Genomic DNA, 17987 nt, shown 5'->3' with positions numbered 1-17987 from the left:
AATGTGAACTGTAGGTAACGTCTCATGCACAAGCTTGAACATAATTTCAAAATGTGTTTTACATATGTTCAATGCCGTGCTATGATGGTCTTATCACAGAGAAGTAAAGGACATCGGTCCTAATACTAACTCTCTAATGAAGGAGCGTTTAGGGAATGAACATTGCAGGATTGATCGACCATACATTGTTGCGTGCAGACGCGACGAAGGACGAAATTACAAAATTGACCGCTGAGGCGAAGAAATATCAGTTTGCTTCCGTATGTGTGAACCCGACCTGGGTAGCTTACTCCGCAGAGCAACTGGCAGGAACAGGCGTGAACATTTGTACCGTTATCGGTTTCCCGCTGGGAGCCAATACGACGGCAACGAAAGCGTTCGAAACGAAGGATGCTATTGCCAACGGTGCAACTGAAATTGACATGGTCATCAACATAGGTGCTTTGAAAGAACGCAATCTGCAATTGGTGGAGCAGGATATCCGTGGTGTTGTGGAAGCAGCGGCGGGTACACTGGTAAAAGTGATTATCGAAGCCTGCTTGCTGACAGACGAAGAAAAGGTATTGGCTTCTGAGCTGTCCGTGAAAGCAGGAGCGAATTTCGTGAAAACCTCCACAGGCTTCTCTACTGGCGGAGCGACTGCGGAAGATGTGGCTTTGATGCGCAAAACCGTAGGACCTGAGATTGGTGTTAAGGCTTCCGGCGGTGTACGCAGTTTGGAAGACGTACAAAAATTGGTGGAGGCTGGCGCAAGCCGTATTGGTGCAAGCTCCGGTGTGAAAATCATCGAGGGCGAGCAGTCTACATCTTCCTACTAAGTTTATTTTAAAGTCATGGAGGGATTCGCGATGAAGGATCAATTGATTCAGGAAGCGCTTGAGGCGCGTAAACAGGCATATATTCCGTATTCAAATTTTCAGGTCGGTGCTGCGGTTCTCGGAAGCGATGGCACGATTTATCGCGGATGTAATGTGGAAAATGCCTCCTACGGCTTATGCAATTGTGCGGAACGGACAGCGATTTTTAAAATGGTATCCGAAGGCTGTCGTAAAATTGATGCCATTGCGATTGTAGCAGATACGGAAGGACCTGTGTCTCCATGCGGAGCCTGTCGTCAGGTGATTTCTGAATTTGCTCATACAGATACCAAAGTGTATCTGACCAACCTTCATGGCAACACAGAAGAGTGGACGGTGGATCAACTACTGCCGGGTGCTTTTCGACCTGCTGATCTGGGGAAATAAAAAAAAGAATGCCTCTGCGGGGCGCATTCTTTTTATGGGTAATGTAAGCGCTTAATGTAATAAGGGGGAAAATAAAATGAAATATGGTATCGCTCTGGTAGGACTGCTCGTTGTATTTGCACTTACTTACGTTGCCAGCAGTGACAAGCGTAAAATCAGGTATCGTCCGCTGGCGGTTATGGTTGTATTGCAGGCGGCGCTGGCTTATGTATTGCTGAATACAGGTATTGGTGAAATTCTGGTCAAAGGTTTTGCAAAAGGGTTTAATAGTCTGATTGGGTACGCTATGGAAGGAATTAACTTTGTATTCGGCGGAATTGCGAATGAAGGGGCGGCGCCGTTCTTTATCGGTGTACTGCTGCCAATCGTGTTCATATCGGCGCTGATTGGGATTTTGCAATATGTAAAAGTGTTGCCTTTTATTATTAAATATATCGGGCTTGTCTTGAGCAAAGTAAACGGAATGGGTAAACTGGAATCCTACAACGCTGTAGCTTCGGCTATCCTGGGCCAATCCGAGGTGTTTATTTCCGTTAAAAAGCAAATTGGTCTCCTGCCAAAGCATCGACTGTATACGCTGTGTGCGTCTGCGATGTCTACGGTGTCCATGTCGATCGTGGGAGCCTACATGCAAATGTTGAACCCCAAATATGTGGTTACCGCTTTGGTATTGAACCTGTTCGGCGGCTTTATTATCTCTTCGATTATTAATCCGTACAAGATAGAGAAGGAAGATGATTTGCTGGAGGTTCAGGAGGAAGAGAAGCAGTCCTTCTTCGAAATGCTCGGGGAGTATATTATGGACGGCTTCAAAGTCGCCATAACTGTAGCAGCGATGCTGATCGGTTTTGTGGCGCTGATTGCCATGGTTAACGGGATTTTCTCCTGGATACTTGGAATAAGCTTCCAATCATTGCTTGGTTATGTGTTTGCGCCTATCGCTTTTGTCATGGGTATTCCATGGAGCGAAGCGGTTCAGGCAGGAAGCATTATGGCCACCAAGCTCGTGTCCAACGAATTTGTGGCGATGCTGGATCTGACCAAGCAAACGGGCTTGTCGGATCGCACGGTTGGGATCGTATCGGTATTCCTTGTATCTTTTGCAAACTTCTCGTCCATCGGTATCATTTCCGGGGCTGTGAAGGGTCTGCATGAGAAGCAGGGGAATGTAGTGGCCCGTTTTGGTCTGAAGCTGTTGTACGGCGCGACGCTGGTTAGCGTGCTGTCGGCAACGATTGCAGGGTTGTTTTTGTAAAAAACAGCGATTTAGGAAAGGAATTTCATCATGTCTAAATTCAAACGGATTCACTTGGTAGTTATGGACTCTGTGGGGATCGGCGAAGCGCCGGATGCTGCCCAGTTTGATGATTACGATGTAGATACACTTGGTCATATTGCTCGTGAACGTGGCGGGCTGAACATGCCGAATATGGGTAAGCTTGGTCTGTCCAACATTCGTCCTATTGCAGGAGTGCAAGCCGCTGAGAAGCCGCTCGCGTATTACACTAAAATGCAGGAAGCTTCCAACGGTAAGGATACAATGACCGGGCACTGGGAAATTATGGGCTTGAATATTGCGGTTCCTTTCCGCGTATTCCCCGATGGTTTTCCGGATGAGCTGATTCAGCGCATTGAGGAGCATACGGGCCGCAAAGTCATTGGCAACAAACCTGCCAGTGGAACGGAAATCATTGATGAACTGGGCGAGGAGCATGTGAAGACAGGAGCGCTCATCATTTATACATCGGCGGATTCGGTGCTGCAAATTGCGGCGCATGAGGAAGTTGTACCTTTGAAGGAGCTTTATGAGATTTGCGAGTTCTGTCGTAAAATCACGCTGGAAGACCCGTACATGCTGGGTCGGATTATTGCGCGTCCGTTCGTAGGAGAGGCGGGGAACTTCTCCCGCACCTCCAATCGCCATGATTATGCGCTCAAGCCGTTTGGTCGTACCACGATGAACGAGTTGAAGGATGCAGGTCTGGATGTGATCGCATTGGGTAAAATCTCTGACATTTTTGACGGCGAGGGTGTGACGAAAGCAGTGCGCACCGTGTCTAATATGGACGGTATGGATAAACTGGTGGCTGCGCTGGAAGAAGATTTTACCGGGTTAAGCTTCTTGAATCTGGTCGACTTTGATGCCGTATACGGTCACCGCCGTGATCCGCAGGGATATGGTCAGGCTTTGGACGATTATGATGCCCGTCTGCCAGAGGTATTCACTAAAATGACGGATGAAGATATGTTGGTCATCACCGCAGACCATGGGAATGACCCGACGTATCGGGGAACGGATCATACACGTGAATATGTGCCATTATTAGTGTATTCCCCACGTTTTGCAGCTGGAGGCAAGGAACTTGCGGTACGTAAGACGTTTGCGGATATCGGAGCGACGGTAGCGGATAACTTTGGTGTGAAGCTGCCTGAACACGGAACGAGCTTTTTGGCAGAACTTCAATAATCGGAATTAGAATCAGGATTAAACACGGATAAATGGGACGGAGGAATAAAAACATGAGTGTACACATTGGAGCTAAGCTAGGAGAGATCGCAGAAACGATTTTGCTGCCTGGAGACCCGCTGCGGGCGAAATTTATTGCTGAAACGTATCTGGAAGATGTGACCTGCTACAACGAGGTGCGCGGAATGCTCGGATTTACGGGAACGTATCAGGGCAAACGGCTGTCTGTACAGGGAACCGGAATGGGACTACCGTCCATCAGTATTTATGCCAACGAGCTGATTAGTGAGTACGGTGTGAAAAACTTGTTCCGCGTAGGTACATGCGGTGGGATGAAGGAGCATGTGCACGTTCGTGACGTTATTTTGGCACAGGCTTCCTGTACGGATTCCGGCATGAACCGCCATATTTTTGGCGGCTACGACTATTCGCCGATTGCCAGCTTTTCTTTATTGAAGGGCGCTTATGACCGCGGTGTTGCCAAGGGCTTGAAGATGCATGTCGGCAACGTGTTCAGCTCGGACAGCTTTTATCGTGATGACAAATCGATTGTGCAAAAGCTGATGGAATACGGCGTGCTGGGTGTCGAAATGGAGACTTCAGCTTTGTACACGCTGGCAGCCAAATTTGGCGTAAACGCGTTGACGATTCTGACGGTAAGCGATCATTTGCTGACGGGTGAAGAAACGACAGCGGAAGAACGGCAAACGACCTTTAAAGAAATGATGGAAGTTGCCCTGGATACAGCAATATCCCTGTAAACGATCATACGCACAGTGAGGAGAAATGACATATGAGAATGGTAGACTTGATAGAGAAAAAGCGTGATGGAAAAGAACTTACTACCGAGGAAATAAACTTTATTATCCAAGGCTACACACAGGGGGAAATTCCTGACTATCAGGTGAGTGCGTTGGCGATGTCCATTTTCTTCAAAGATATGACTGAACGCGAACGCGCGGATCTGACGATGGCGATGGTTCATTCAGGTGATACGATTGATCTGTCTGCGATTGAAGGCGTGAAGGTCGATAAGCACTCCACTGGCGGCGTGGGCGATACGACAACGCTGGTACTGGCTCCGCTCGTAGCGGCTTTGGACATTCCGGTAGCGAAGATGTCAGGTCGCGGCCTTGGACATACCGGAGGAACGATTGACAAGCTGGAGGCTATTGCAGGCTTCCACGTAGAAATCAGTAAGGACGAATTCGTGGATCTGGTGAATCGCAGCAAAATTGCGGTCATCGGACAAAGCGGCAACCTGACACCTGCGGACAAAAAGCTGTATGCGCTGCGTGATGTTACCGCTACGGTAAACTCGATTCCGCTGATTGCCAGCTCGATTATGAGTAAAAAAATCGCTGCCGGTTCTGATGCCATCGTACTCGATGTGAAGACAGGTGCAGGCGCGTTCATGAAAACCGTAGATGATGCCAAAGAACTGGCACATGCGATGGTAAGCATCGGTAACAATGTCGGTCGCAAAACGATGGCTGTCATTTCCGATATGAGTCAGCCGCTGGGTTTTGCCATCGGTAACTCGCTGGAGGTCAAAGAAGCGATTGATACACTGCGCGGTGAAGGACCGAAGGATCTGGAAGAGCTGTGTATGGCCTTGGGTAGTCAGATGGTATTTTTGGCTGGCAAAGCAAACTCTCTCAAAGATGCCGAAGAGAAGCTCCAAGAAGTCATTCGCAACGGCAAAGCGCTGGAGAAATTCAAAGAGTTTATTGCAAACCAGGGCGGGGACGCTTCGGTTGTGGATCATCCAGAACGCTTGCCGCAAGCTCAGTATCTCATTGAAGTGCCTGCGAAGCAGGATGGTGTGGTGGCTGAAATCGTGGCTGACGAAATCGGTACCGCTGCGATGCTGCTTGGAGCAGGACGTGCAACTAAGGAATCCGAGATCGATCTGGCTGTCGGCCTGATGCTGAATAAAAAGGTCGGCGATGCTGTAAAAGTGGGCGATTCACTGGTTACCATCCATGCGAACCGTGAAGATGTAGCCCAAGTGCTGGAGAAAATCTACGCGAATATCCGTATTGCGGATCACGCCGAAGCTCCCGTACTGATCTACGGAACGGTGACAGAGTAAGCGTTAAGCCGTATTCATAAGGTCGTAATAGTTAGCGTGGTTATCGAGCCGGAGCCTTTCAGTTTAGGGGGCTTCCGGCTTTTTTTGTAGCTCCTGCTCTCGAACAACCTAACAGCAGGGAATTTCAATGTTGAAAAAGAACGAATGAAGACGATTTGTTTTTGGACATATTTACGGATGCGGTGGATCAGGAGATTTTGGAGCTGGATCGTTATTTTCAAAATCAATCTGCACATGCACAGTCACTTGAAGCTGTCTTGCGAGGCTTAATCACCGAGTTCAAGGAACGCTATGAGAGCGCCATGAATTTGCGTTTGATTCTGTATGTCGGCTTTCTGATTCCATCTGCGCTGGAAGCCCAGGTCCAGGCTCTGGTCACACGTTATGTAGAGCATATGAATGATAGAGCGCTACCGCATGGATACCTTTGATCAAGTTTGAAAAATATGACAGCCGGACTCATAATAGATATGAGTTCGGCTTTTTTTATGAAGGAGGAAATGAGATGGTAGATAAATGGGTTTGGATGGGAGTTGCAGGGGCAATCGTGGGTTACGCCACTTTTGCCAACTTATCGACGACCACGCATACTACGTCAACGGCGAGTGAGACGCACTCGGCTGCTCCGTTAAGTATGCAGAATGAGCAAGGGGGCGCAACGAAGCGCATTGTACATGATCAGGTCATGCAATTTGAGGGAGAGGGCGGAACGGCCTTTGGGTTTGAAGAGGGACGGAAGCTGTATATAAGCATCAAGAATACAGGGAAGCGGCCTATACAGTATAAGATTGAATCCTCGGCTACCTCTGACTTGCAAGGACAGACGGAAGGACTTTCCAGCCGAAAATTACAGCCGGGGGAACGGCATGATCTGTTGTTCGTAAAGCCGGAAGGGCAGAATGGGGATGAAAGCCAATCTTCCAACGAGCTGTTTTTACATGTTGTGACGGACGATGGCTCCAAAGGATCAGTGAAAACGTTCGCTTATATTACACTGTAAGCTCCTTCCATATGGGCACGACATGCGGTCATTAGCCTACTTATGTTACAATAGAACGGTTGAAGACTTAATGAACAGAATTGGTCAGAGCAGAAAGCAGAAGCAGAAAGGATGACCCGTTGTGCCCAAAAACCAAGAACACGGTAATCAGAAAATGTCACGGAGGCTGTCACTCACAGCCATTTTACTTACACTTACATTTGTAGCTCTCGCTGGCTGCGGCCAGGATAAGAATGCTGAAACCGTCGAGACCGGAAGCAATACAAGTGCGATAGAGCATGGAGCTGATGCGGATCGCAGTGGTTCAGCCCCAAATGAGAAAGCAGCGAAAGAGAGCGAGAGTGCGGAAAACAACGGAAATGACGCGGAAAAGTCAAGTCCATCGGCCCCGGCTGCTTCATCGGATGTTTCTTCCTCCCCAAAATCCGCCAATCCATCCCACAATCCTTTTGAGGTAGCAGGTATTCAGGACCCTAAGGCATTTTTGAACACGTTCAAAGCATTGCAGAAGGCTGTTGCCGACAATGAGAAGGAAAAGGTGGCCAATTACATTTTCTACCCTCTGCGCGTCAATGACAGCGAAAAGGCACTAACGATTCCGAATAAGAAAGAGTTCATTGCCAAGTACGATCAGATTTTTACGGACGCAATTCGTGAAGCGTTGGTGAATCAAAAGACAGACGACTTGTTTGTCAATTATCAGGGAGTCATGGTTGGCTCGGGCGAGCTGTGGTTGAGAAGAGCTACAGACAATCCGAAGCTTTTTGGAGTTTTTTCAGTCAATCTTGAAACGGTCGCCAATTAAGCAGTACCTCGTGTGTGAAAATAGCTTGCAAGCAGTCGGGAACATCCTGTTGTTCCTGACTTTTATCCCCTGAAGGAAGCGAAGCACAGATCATCCATCCCAAAAAAAGGTTTGACAGCGCTCATAAACTCTCGTATTATATCTACATAACTCATTAAACGGGTAGGAATTAAAGAATTAAAGTATTAAAGTATGATCTCGCCATTGTGGCGGAGAACCTCTAGGAACAGCAGGCAGACACTGTCCACGCGACAGGTTTGACCTATCAGGGCTGCATCAGGGAATTCTCCGCTCTTTTTTTTGAAAACGTCTGTCAATAACAGGCGCAAATGAATTTGTTTTTATTAATTACATAGAATTAGGAGGGTCTTGATGAAAGGGAAATGGAAAAGTGGACTTATTCTCGGATTATCTTTGGTTTTGACGTTGACGTTAAGTGCTTGCGGAGCAAGCAAGGGAGAAACACAGGCGAATGGTAGCTCTGTTGCGGGTTCCAAGGATGTGGAGCTGCTCAATGTTTCTTATGATCCAACCCGTGAGCTGTATGAAACGTATAACAAGGCGTTTGCCGCCCACTGGGAGAAGGAGAAAGGGCAGAAGGTCACGATTAAGCAATCCCATGGAGGGTCTGGCAAGCAAAGCCGTTCTGTGCAGGACGGACTGGATGCGGATGTGGTCACTCTGGCCCTGGGCTATGATATTGATGCACTACAGGACAAAGGGCTTATTAAAGAGGGCTGGCAAGATAAATATGAGCATAACAGTTCTCCATACACTTCAACCATCGTGCTGCTGGTGCGTAAGGGCAATCCGAAAGGGATTAAGGACTGGGACGATCTGATCCGAGGCGATGTGCAGGTTATTACGCCGAACCCCAAGACGTCAGGTGGAGCCCGCTGGAACTACCTTGCGGCATGGGCCTATGCGCTCAAGAAAAATAATAACGATGAAGCTAAAGCTCAGCAGTTTGTACAGGAGCTATACAAGCATGTGCCGGTACTGGATAGCGGAGCGCGTGGAGCAACAACGACCTTTGTAGAGCGCGGGATTGGTGACGTGCTGATCGCTTGGGAGAATGAAGCGCTGCTGTCCGTGAAGGAGCTGGGTACGGATAAATTCGATATCGTGTATCCGTCGATCAGCATTTTGGCCGAACCTCCGGTAGCGGTGGTCGATAAGGTTGTGGACAAAAAAGGTACACGCGAGGTAGCGGATGCGTACCTGAAATATTTGTACAGCGAAGAGGGGCAAACCATTGCTGCCGAGAACTATTATCGTCCAACGCTGGATAGCGTAAAGGCGAAGTTCAAGGATCAATTTCCCAAGCTGGAGCTGGTGACCTTGAAGGATGTATTCGGAACGTGGAAAGAGACGCAGCAAAAGCATTTTAGCGACAAGGGCATCTTTGACCAAATTTATGTACCTGGAAGTTAATGGGTTTCAGAGAGGGATGGACAGAACATGAGTCAAGTGCAAGTCACCCGAAAACGCGTACTTCCCGGGTTCGGGTTAACGATGGGATATAGTGTGCTGTACCTCAGTCTGGTGGTGCTGGTGCCTTTATCGGCGCTACTTCTGAACTCAACCGGACTGACGTGGGAGAAGTTTTGGGATGTGGCGACTGACGTCAGGGTACTGGCTTCATACAAGGTAAGCTTTTTGTGCGCTGCGGCTGCGGCGCTGATCGATCTGTTCCTTGGCTTGCTGATCGCCTGGGTGCTGGTGCGTTATGAGTTTCCGGGAAAACGGATTTTTGATGCGGTGATTGATCTGCCCTTTGCTTTGCCCACGGCGGTTGCGGGTGTTGCTTTGACAGCTCTATATGCGCAAAATGGCTGGATCGGTTCGTTGTTCGAACCGCTGGGTTGGAAGATGGCATACTCGCAGACGGGCATTACGCTCGCGCTAATGTTTATCGGCATCCCGTTCGTCGTGCGGACGGTCCAGCCGGTGCTGGAGGAGCTGGACAAGGACGAGGAGGAGGTCGCTGCTACGCTGGGAGCAAGCAGATGGCGCACCTTCCGCAGCGTTATTGTGCCGGAGCTCGTGCCGCCGCTGCTGACGGGCTTTGCGCTCGCCTTTGCCCGTGGCATCGGGGAGTACGGCTCAGTCGTCTTCATTTCAGGCAATATGCCGATGAAGACCGAAATTGCTCCGCTTCTCATTATGTCCAAGCTGGAGCAAAATGACTATGCAGGAGCTACGGCGGTAGCCTTGATGCTGTTGGTGATTTCGTTCGTGCTGTTGCTGGTGATTAATAGCATTCAGCGCTGGTCGCGGCGGCGCGCTATCTAATATCAATTTAATAGCTATCTAATGGAATGTAACTATTTAACGCAACTTCTAATGTAACTGTCTAACGTTATGATACAGGGCAGTGGTACAGTCGCATTCTAAGGAGGGACATTATCATGTCACAAGCGATAACTGGGCAGGGGCTTGCTCATGCACCAGTACCTTCATCTGCACCGCCTAACAGGGTCACAACCGAGGCCCCTTGGGTGAAATGGTTGCTGATCGGTGCCGCTTTTCTGGCTTTGCTGTGGGTGCTGGTGCTACCGTTGATCGTCGTACTTACCGAAGCGCTCAAGCAGGGCTGGAGCGTATACGTTGAAGCGTTGCGCGACCCCGACGCTATGTCGGCGCTGCGGCTGACGCTGCTGGTGGCAGCCATAACAGTACCTCTGAATACGGTATTTGGCGTAGCCGCCGCTTGGCTGATTACAAAGTTTCAATTTCGCGGCAAGGGCTTGCTGGTCACCTTGATTGATTTGCCCTTCGCCATCTCTCCTGTCGTCGGCGGACTGATGTATGTATTGGTGTTTGGCGCACAGGGCTGGCTCGGGCCGTGGCTGGATGAGCATGATATTAAAATAATATTTGCCTTGCCGGGCATTATTTTGGCGACGCTGTTCATCACCTTTCCTTTTGTGGCGCGAGAACTCATTCCAATGATGGAGGATCAGGGACAGCAGGAGGAAGAAGCGGCTGTCATGCTGGGCGCGCGCGGCTGGCGTATTTTCTGGAAGGTGACGCTGCCGAATATCAAATGGGGTCTGCTGTATGGCGTCATTTTATGTAATGCGAGAGCCATGGGGGAGTTCGGCGCGGTGTCCGTCGTATCCGGGCATATCCGTGGAGAAACGAACACACTGCCGCTGCATGTGGAAATTTTGTATAACGAATATCAATTCTCGGCATCCTTTGCGGTGGCTTCGTTGCTGTTGTTGCTGGCTCTCGCCACCTTGGTGCTTAAAAGCTGGTTTGGGCGCAAACGGGTTCATTAATGAAACGAAGGAACGTGCTTGACCCCACAGGGCCTCTCTTCCCGTCTATCGTCTATTATCGGCGATAAGATGGGAAGGGAGGCCCTTGTTCTAAGATGGCTTATATGGATAATAAAATGATCATATCAAGGTACGTAGCTGTGCCCAAGAGGAGCGAAGGGAATTATGAAACATCCGTTTCAGTCCTGCCGTCAGCTGTTTCCGGTGTTGTCCTCACATATACATCTAGGGAGCTGCTCCCAAGGGGCCATATCAAGGCCGGTGTCTGCCGCAATTGAGGAATACCATCGAAGTTTGCTGCAACACGGGCATAACGGCAACTTGTCTATGGCACGGCTGGAGGAAGCCAGAGGACATTTTGCCAAACTGATCGGGGCGGAGCCTGACGAGATTGCGGTGCTGTCCTCAGCCTCTGAGGCGATTGCCGGGGTAGCAACTGCACTTCCTTATGTATCGGGAAAAGAAGGTATTGTGTACGCAGATACTGACTTTCCGACCGTTGGACACATCTGGCAAGCACAGGACAGGTTCCGTGATCACATCCGTTGTATCCCCTCCATCCATGGCGAGGTTACTTTGCAGCAGTATGAGGAACACATTACCGAAAATACAGCGCTTGTTATGGTATCCCATGTGAACTATACCAACGGATTCCAGCAGGATCTAAAATCCATTGCGAATGTGGCTCACCGAAATCAGGCGTTGCTGTTTGTGGATGCTTATCAGTCTGCGGGAATCATACCTATTGATGTAAAAGCGATGGGTGTGGATATTCTGGTGGCGGGTGCCCGCAAATATATGCTGGGGATTCCGGGAGTCGCTTTTCTTTATGTGAGCAACGATTGGATAGATCGCTTCAAGCCCAGACTTACCGGCTGGCTTGGACAGGAATCCGCCTCCCGGTTTGATATTGCGCGCCCGGTCCCGGCGGCAGGAGCCCGACGCTTCGAGACGGGATTGCCTTCATTCATTAGTATCTTTGCCGCCAATGCAGCCTTAAAGCTGCTGCTGGAAATCGGAGTCACGGATATTCAGGCGTATATGAGCGAATTGTTGGGGTTTTCTTTGGAGTATGGACGCCGCAAAGGGTTAAGCATACGCTTGTCTTCCGGGGAGGGCGCTTTACTTGGTTTTATCGCTGTTGAGGTTGCCGATGCATCGGCGGTTGAGAGCCGTTTGAGAAGCCAAAATATCATCGTTTCGGCACGGAAGGATGTGATTCGCCTAGCTCCGCATTTTTACAATACAGCAGAGGAAGTCCGGCGGGTGATGGACGAGGTGGCGGTCATTTGATGAATATGAAAAGCCTCTTCTGCGTAACGGGAGCGTAATGTTGTCCCTTTTACACAGGAGAGGCTTTTTCGGCATTTTCAATCTTGTCGATTATACAATCCGCTTGCGCAGCCAGCCGGAGATCAGATCCGTTAAAATGATCAGGACCACAATGCCCAGCAAAATGACACCTACGCGGTTCCAGTTACGCATTTGGAGCGCAAACAGCAGTGGAGTACCGATACCGCCTGCACCGACCAGACCGAGCGTGGTAGCGGAACGAATGTTAATTTCAAAACGATAAAGCGAATAGGAAAGAAGCTGTGGGATCACCTGCGGCAGTACGGCGAAGAAAATCACCTGCACACGATCGGCGCCACACGCGATCAAAGCTTCCTGTGGTCCGTGATCGACACTTTCGATCGTTTCCGAGAATAGCTTCGCCAGCATGCCGATGGAATGAATACCGAGGGCAAGCACACCTGCGAATGAGCCGGGTCCAACGGCTTTGATGAACAGGATCGCGACGATCATTTCAGGAAATACCCGAATGACACTGAGTACAAACTTACCGCTGCCTGACAAGGGGCGTAACCGAGTCATGTTACTGGATGCCCAGAAGGCAAACGGGAGACAGACAAATGCGGATACAAAGGTTCCGAGAATGGAGATGACCAGCGTATCCAGCAGCCCGCGCAGCAAGTCCTCTCCTTCAGGAATGTAAACGAATGACCAGTCAGGATGAAGGAATCCTTCCAGTATAGCGACAGAGACGTTTTTGGCGGTTCCCTGTAATCCTTCGAACTGCATCCCACGGAAAGCCCAAATATATATGATGATCAGCAGAATGGCTACCGCCCATATACGCAGTCGGGAGCGAAGCGGTCTGCGAAGTGTGGAATCATTCATAATAGTTTCCTCCGTAGCATGTTACTGCCGTAATCAATCGCAAGGACGATGACAAGGGTCAGTAGAATAATGATGCTTGCCCGATCATACCGGAACAGGCCAAGCGAACGGTCGAGCAGCAGGCCGATACCGCCCGCGCCGACCAGTCCCAGAACAGAAGCCGCGCGTACATTGACCTCAAAGGTGTACAGCAAGTAGGACACAAAATAGGGCAATGCCTGTGGTACGACACCGAAGGCAATCACCTGAATGCGGCTCGCCCCAACGGCAGTCATGGCTTCCAGCGGTCCGGGATCAATGGCTTCAATGGCCTCGAACGTCAGCTTCGCTATGATGCCGAAGGAGAAGAAGAGCAGGGCGAGCATCCCTGCGAACGGTCCGATGCCGAACACCGCCACAAAGATGGAGGCAAACAGCAGATCGGGAACGGTCCGCACGAGGTTCAGGATCGTGCGCATTGGCAGCGAGATCAGCTTGCGCGGCATGACATTGTAGGCGCAGAGCAGGGCGACAGGAATAGCCAGCAGCGCCCCCAGTGTCGTGCCCACGATAGCAATCTGGATCGTTTCCAGCATCGGCTTCCAAATGGTGGGCAGGTAGCTCCAGTCCGGCGGGAACATTTCGCCAAGTAATTTGCCCATCTCCGGCAAGCCGACGATCAACTGATAAAGCGTGGCATCCGTATGAATGGAGCAGGCAACCAGCACCACGATAAAGATCATCCAGGTGGCGTAACGCTTGTAACGCCCCGGCAGGGGCGGCCCTGCGGGCGGCTTGGATTGCTGCGGCTGCGGCGGTCCGGCTTGCGGTGACGGCGGCGTCGAAGAGAGCGGCTGGGCAGTGGAGTCGGGCTTCATGATCCCACTCCCAGCAGCTCATCATGCTTGATGGCCCGGCCGTAGATTTCCGCAAAGGCGTCATCCGTAGCTTCCTCCGGCGTGCCGTCAAAGACGACCTCCCCGGCGCGCAGGCCGATGATCCGCGTCGCATATTCGCGCGCCAGATCAATGAAATGCAGATTGACGATGGTCGTAATCTGCATTTCACGATTGATCCGCTGGAGGTCATCCATGACCTGGCGGGTGGTCAGCGGATCAAGCGATGCGACAGGCTCGTCCGCCAGAATAATCTTGGCCTCCTGCGCCAGAGCGCGGGCGATGGATACGCGCTGCTGTTGCCCGCCGGACAGCTCATCGGCCCGGCTATAGGCTTTTTCACGAATGTTCACGCGTTCCAGCGCGGTTAGTGCCAGCTCGACATCCTCCTTCGGAAAGAGGCCGAGAATGGTTCTGAGCGTCGAATGATAGCCGACGCGGCCGGAAAGTACATTGCGGAGCACGGTGGACCGCTTAACCAGATTGAAGCTTTGAAAGATCATGCCGATATCGCGGCGAATGCGGCGCAGCTCGCTGCTTCCGGCAGACGTGACAGACCTGCCGCCCACGACAATGTCGCCGGAGGTAATGTCATGCAGTCGATTAATAGAACGCAGCAGGGTAGACTTGCCCGCACCGGACAAGCCAACAATGACGACCATTTCACCCTCTTTAATCGTCAGGTTAATATTATTCAACCCTTTGGTGCCGTTCGGGTATGTTTTCGATACATTGCGGAATTCGATCATATGCTCCCAACTTTCTCCCCCCGATGGGGTGGAATGAAAACAACACCGCCATGAATACATGGACGGTGCTGCCCTGTCATTCGTAAAGCCTGTTTCGTAGCTGTTGCTTCATTACAATTACGCGTTTGCTCCTATTACTTAACCGCTTGGCCGACGGCTTCGGCATATTCACGTACAGAATCGAAGTTTTTATCATCGCCCTTTTCATAACCTACGTGCGTGTAAATTTCTTTAATGATTTCGCCGCCCTCAGGGTCTTTGGCGATATCTATGAAGGCTTGGCTGATTTTGTCTCTCCATGCTTGATCCATATCGGAACGTACGCTGACCGTATCATTCGGAATTTTAGCTGTGTAATGAATGACACGTGTTTTTTCAAATACATCCGGAATTTCCTTCTTTACTGTATTGCGTGCATCCTGGAAAACAGCTACAGCATCAACCTGACCGTTCAGCAGCGCCAGAATAGCGGCATCATGGCCTTTGATCGTTACACCCTGGACATCTGTGTCCGGGTCCACGCCGGCTTTTTTCAGCTCTGCTGCAGGATACACATAGCCTGCGGAGGAAGTTACATTTTGCCAGCCGACTTTTTTGCCCTTCAGATCAGCCAGGCTTTGAATCGGAGAATCTTTTTTCACCACGATCATCGCTTTGTAAAAGTTTACTTTTTCAGTTGTATCCTTGCCTGTGCCGTCTTCAATGCCGTAGCGTTGGGCTTGCAGCAGCAAATCGGCTGCTTTACGGTTATCGTGCGCCAGAACATAGGCATTCGGTGGAAGGAAACCTACATCTACCTGTTTGGAAGACATGGCTTCCACAATAGTGTTGTAGTCAGGAGACACGGTTACTTTTACCGGGATTCCGAGCTTGTCGCCCAGCAGTTTTTCGAGCGGCTTGGCTTTGGCTTCGAGCGTATCTGCATTTTGGGAAGGAACGAACTGTACTTTTAACTCTGTAGGAACATAGGCTGTGCTTTCGCTTTTCGTGCCATCTGTGCCTTGAGTGGATGCGCTGTTATTATTGCTTGCATTGGAGCTGCAAGCGGCCAGACCTGCCGCCAGTGTGAAGGTCATGCATAAGGTCAGTGCTTTTTTAAACAAAATAATTTCCCCCTAAAATAGTAATAACGAAAATAAAATTGAAAAAGTCTGTAAATTCTGTGACAAACAGAATCTTAACAGCTAGTCCGGCCCTTAGGGTAAAAACCATTCCTGACTTTGGTAAAAATTATGTAAAATATGTCTTATACTCTCTCATTTCTGTTCACTTAACATTCTCTTAACAGTACCCTGTTAGACTTGTTCAAGCTCTATGACCGAAGCTGAGGGAGAGAACAGGATTGGATATTTCAGATATCAAAGAGGTACGACAGCAGACGCTATGTCCTGTGAGGGTGAAATTTCGCATTATGGTTACGACCGATCTTCATGTCAGCTTGTGGAATTACGATTATTATACGGATCGGGAAACGTTACAGTACGGTCTTGCGCAAACAGCCAGTCTAATCCAGGCGGCTCGGTCCGAGGTACCTAACCACCTGCTGCTGGATAACGGGGATGTTATTCAAGGCAATCCGATGGGGGATTATGCTGTACAGCTTCTCCAACAGGACTCGGACGCCGTGCATCCTGCTTACAAAGCGATGAATCTGCTTGGGTACGAAGCGGGCAATATTGGAAATCACGGATTTAACTATGGATTGGAATATTTACAGACTTGCATTCAGGGAGCGACATTTCCATATATCAATGCCAACATCTATATGCAGGTGGAGACAGATACTTTTACAGATAGCCATACAGTTGTGGAAAAAGAACGAAATTACTTTACACCTTATCTGATACTGGATAAGACGGTGGAGGATGAAGCAGGCGGCAAGCATTTGTTGAAGGTGGGGATTATCGGGTTTGTGCCTCCGCAAATTATGCAGTGGGACAAGGCGTGGCTGGAAGGAAAAATCATCGTCAAGGATATGCTGGAGACAGCAAGACGGTTTATTCCGCAAATGAAGGCAGAGGGAGCCGATTTGATTATTGCCATGCCTCACGCGGGCTTCGAAGATATTCCTGAAACGCCATATATGGAAAATGCGGTGCTGCATCTGAGCAATGTAGAAGGGATCGACGCTATTTTGTTTGGTCATGCGCATAAAGTATTCCCCGGCCCTTCGTTTGTTGGTAAAACGGGTGTTGACGTAGAACGAGGCACCATCCATGATATTCCAGCGGTAGAGCCGGGCTTTTGGGGAGATCATCTGGGTGTCATAGATCTGGACCTGACCCTTATGGACGGAGCGTGGCAAGTGGCTGCCTCTTCTGCAGAGGTACGTCCGGTGTATGATCCAGTACGCAAGCAAGCGCTGGTGCAGCCGGATACTGCCATTCAGCAGGCGGTTGCGGAAGAGCATGCCGGGACACTGGACTATATTCGCGCACCTGTTGGCCGGACGACGGTGGCAGTAAACAGCTTTTTTGTCCAGGTGATGGACGATGCTTCCGTTCAACTCGTGAACGACGCGCAAATTTGGTATGTGAAGCAGCAGATGCAGGGGAGTGAGTACGAAGGTCTGCCCGTTTTGTCGGCAGCGGCTCCCTTTAAAACAGGTGGCAGATACGGCCCCTCGTATTATACTGATATTCCGGCGGGAACTTTGGCGATCAAGCATATCGCCGATCTGTACAATTTTCCAAATACGCTGCATGTCGTCCGACTGACCGGGGCGGAAATTCGGGAATGGCTCGAATGGTCTGCTGGACAATTCCGACAAATTGATCCTTATGCAGAACAGGAGCAAGAGCTGATTGATTCGGATTTTCCGAGCTTTAACTTCGATATTATTGACGGGATCAGGTATCAGATTGATGTGACGCAGCCCGCCAGATATGATGCTGCTGGAATATTGAAGGAACCGGATGCGCACAGAATCATTCATATGTCCTTGGACGGAGCGCCGACGGATATGCAGCGAAGCTATTTGATTGCCACGAACAATTATCGTGCGTTTTCCTCTACATTGGTCAATCCGGGTGGGGAACGAATCGTACTCGCTTCATCGGATGAAAATCGGCATGTGCTGACCGAATATGTGCGGCATATGAAGACGTTGACGCCCAAAGCAGACGGTCACTGGTCCCTCGCACCATGGCCGGGCCGCCCGCACGTGACGTTCCTGACCTCACCGCAAGCAACAGATGCCGCCCAAGCCTATTCGGAGTTGCTTTATGAAGGATTAACCGCAGAGGGATACGCCAAATTTGCTCTGGATTTCGGGCGATCCTGAA

Annotated in this window: 18 protein-coding genes; 14 read left to right on the top strand and 4 right to left on the bottom strand. The window is 50.0% G+C overall.

Going from position 1 to position 17987, the window contains the following annotated elements; translation table 11 throughout:
• Positions 1-155: 155 nt before the first annotated feature.
• From deoC to HPL003_RS03155, 13 genes are all read left to right on the top strand, one after another.
• Entirely contained in the window at positions 156-818 is a 663-nt protein-coding gene (gene deoC, locus HPL003_RS03215) for a deoxyribose-phosphate aldolase (RefSeq protein ID WP_014278213.1), read from the top strand.
• 30 nt (positions 819-848) lie between these two features.
• On the top strand, positions 849-1244 hold the full coding sequence (locus HPL003_RS03210; protein ID WP_014278212.1) for a cytidine deaminase: 396 nt from the start codon (positions 849-851) through the stop codon (positions 1242-1244).
• A gap of 76 nt (positions 1245-1320) precedes the next feature.
• Positions 1321-2499, top strand: coding sequence for a NupC/NupG family nucleoside CNT transporter (locus HPL003_RS03205; protein WP_014278211.1), 1179 nt, complete (start codon positions 1321-1323; stop codon positions 2497-2499).
• A gap of 30 nt (positions 2500-2529) precedes the next feature.
• Positions 2530-3711 (top strand): phosphopentomutase, encoded by a 1182-nt coding sequence (gene deoB / locus HPL003_RS03200; protein WP_014278210.1) that lies wholly within the window; start codon positions 2530-2532, stop codon positions 3709-3711.
• Positions 3712-3764: 53 nt separating this feature from the next.
• Positions 3765-4472: a purine-nucleoside phosphorylase gene (deoD, locus tag HPL003_RS03195; RefSeq protein ID WP_014278209.1), complete on the top strand. Its 708-nt coding sequence runs from the start codon at positions 3765-3767 to the stop codon at positions 4470-4472.
• Positions 4473-4504: 32 nt separating this feature from the next.
• A complete protein-coding gene (locus HPL003_RS03190) occupies positions 4505-5806 on the top strand; it encodes a pyrimidine-nucleoside phosphorylase (protein ID WP_014278208.1) in 1302 nt (433 codons plus the stop codon).
• A gap of 161 nt (positions 5807-5967) precedes the next feature.
• Positions 5968-6237, top strand: a complete 270-nt coding sequence (locus HPL003_RS03185) for a hypothetical protein (protein WP_014278207.1) — start codon at positions 5968-5970, stop codon at positions 6235-6237.
• Between the two features lie 74 nt (positions 6238-6311).
• Positions 6312-6806 carry a hypothetical protein gene (locus HPL003_RS03180; RefSeq protein WP_014278206.1) on the top strand — a complete coding sequence of 165 codons (495 nt, stop codon included), beginning with the start codon at positions 6312-6314 and terminating at the stop codon, positions 6804-6806.
• A 121-nt stretch (positions 6807-6927) separates the two neighbouring features.
• Positions 6928-7611 carry a hypothetical protein gene (locus HPL003_RS03175; RefSeq protein ID WP_014278205.1) on the top strand — a complete coding sequence of 228 codons (684 nt, stop codon included), beginning with the start codon at positions 6928-6930 and terminating at the stop codon, positions 7609-7611.
• Positions 7612-7983: 372 nt separating this feature from the next.
• Complete coding sequence (locus HPL003_RS03170) at positions 7984-9045, top strand: sulfate ABC transporter substrate-binding protein (protein ID WP_014278204.1); 1062 nt, start codon at positions 7984-7986, stop codon at positions 9043-9045.
• Positions 9046-9072: 27 nt separating this feature from the next.
• Complete coding sequence (cysT, locus tag HPL003_RS03165) at positions 9073-9906, top strand: sulfate ABC transporter permease subunit CysT (protein ID WP_014278203.1); 834 nt, start codon at positions 9073-9075, stop codon at positions 9904-9906.
• A 116-nt stretch (positions 9907-10022) separates the two neighbouring features.
• Complete coding sequence (gene cysW, locus HPL003_RS03160) at positions 10023-10898, top strand: sulfate ABC transporter permease subunit CysW (RefSeq protein WP_014278202.1); 876 nt, start codon at positions 10023-10025, stop codon at positions 10896-10898.
• A 165-nt stretch (positions 10899-11063) separates the two neighbouring features.
• Entirely contained in the window at positions 11064-12191 is a 1128-nt protein-coding gene (locus HPL003_RS03155; protein ID WP_014278201.1) for an aminotransferase class V-fold PLP-dependent enzyme, read from the top strand.
• Between the two features lie 90 nt (positions 12192-12281).
• On the opposite strand, the gene phnE (HPL003_RS03150) is transcribed toward HPL003_RS03155, so the two are convergent.
• From phnE (HPL003_RS03150) to HPL003_RS03135, 4 genes are all read right to left on the bottom strand, one after another.
• Positions 12282-13079: a phosphonate ABC transporter, permease protein PhnE gene (gene phnE / locus HPL003_RS03150; RefSeq protein ID WP_014278200.1), complete on the bottom strand. Its 798-nt coding sequence runs from the start codon at positions 13077-13079 to the stop codon at positions 12282-12284.
• Positions 13076-13936, bottom strand: a complete 861-nt coding sequence (gene phnE / locus HPL003_RS03145; protein ID WP_014278199.1) for a phosphonate ABC transporter, permease protein PhnE — start codon at positions 13934-13936, stop codon at positions 13076-13078. Before phnE (HPL003_RS03145) ends, phnE (HPL003_RS03150) begins: the two co-directional genes overlap by 4 nt.
• Positions 13933-14703, bottom strand: coding sequence for a phosphonate ABC transporter ATP-binding protein (gene phnC / locus HPL003_RS03140; RefSeq protein WP_014278198.1), 771 nt, complete (start codon positions 14701-14703; stop codon positions 13933-13935). Before phnC ends, phnE (HPL003_RS03145) begins: the two co-directional genes overlap by 4 nt.
• A gap of 134 nt (positions 14704-14837) precedes the next feature.
• Positions 14838-15806 carry a phosphate/phosphite/phosphonate ABC transporter substrate-binding protein gene (locus tag HPL003_RS03135; protein ID WP_014278197.1) on the bottom strand — a complete coding sequence of 323 codons (969 nt, stop codon included), beginning with the start codon at positions 15804-15806 and terminating at the stop codon, positions 14838-14840.
• 239 nt (positions 15807-16045) lie between these two features.
• Here HPL003_RS03135 and HPL003_RS03130 point away from each other — a divergent pair, with 239 nt between their 5' ends.
• Positions 16046-17986, top strand: a complete 1941-nt coding sequence (locus HPL003_RS03130) for a bifunctional 2',3'-cyclic-nucleotide 2'-phosphodiesterase/3'-nucleotidase (RefSeq protein WP_014278196.1) — start codon at positions 16046-16048, stop codon at positions 17984-17986.
• Position 17987: the final 1 nt, after the last annotated feature.

The sequence above is a fragment of the Paenibacillus terrae HPL-003 genome, assembly GCF_000235585.1.
GTDB classification, from domain to species: Bacteria; Bacillota; Bacilli; order Paenibacillales; family Paenibacillaceae; genus Paenibacillus; species Paenibacillus terrae_B.
The sequence above is the reverse complement of the archived record's forward strand: the minus strand, read 5'-3'. Positions and strand labels throughout refer to the sequence as shown.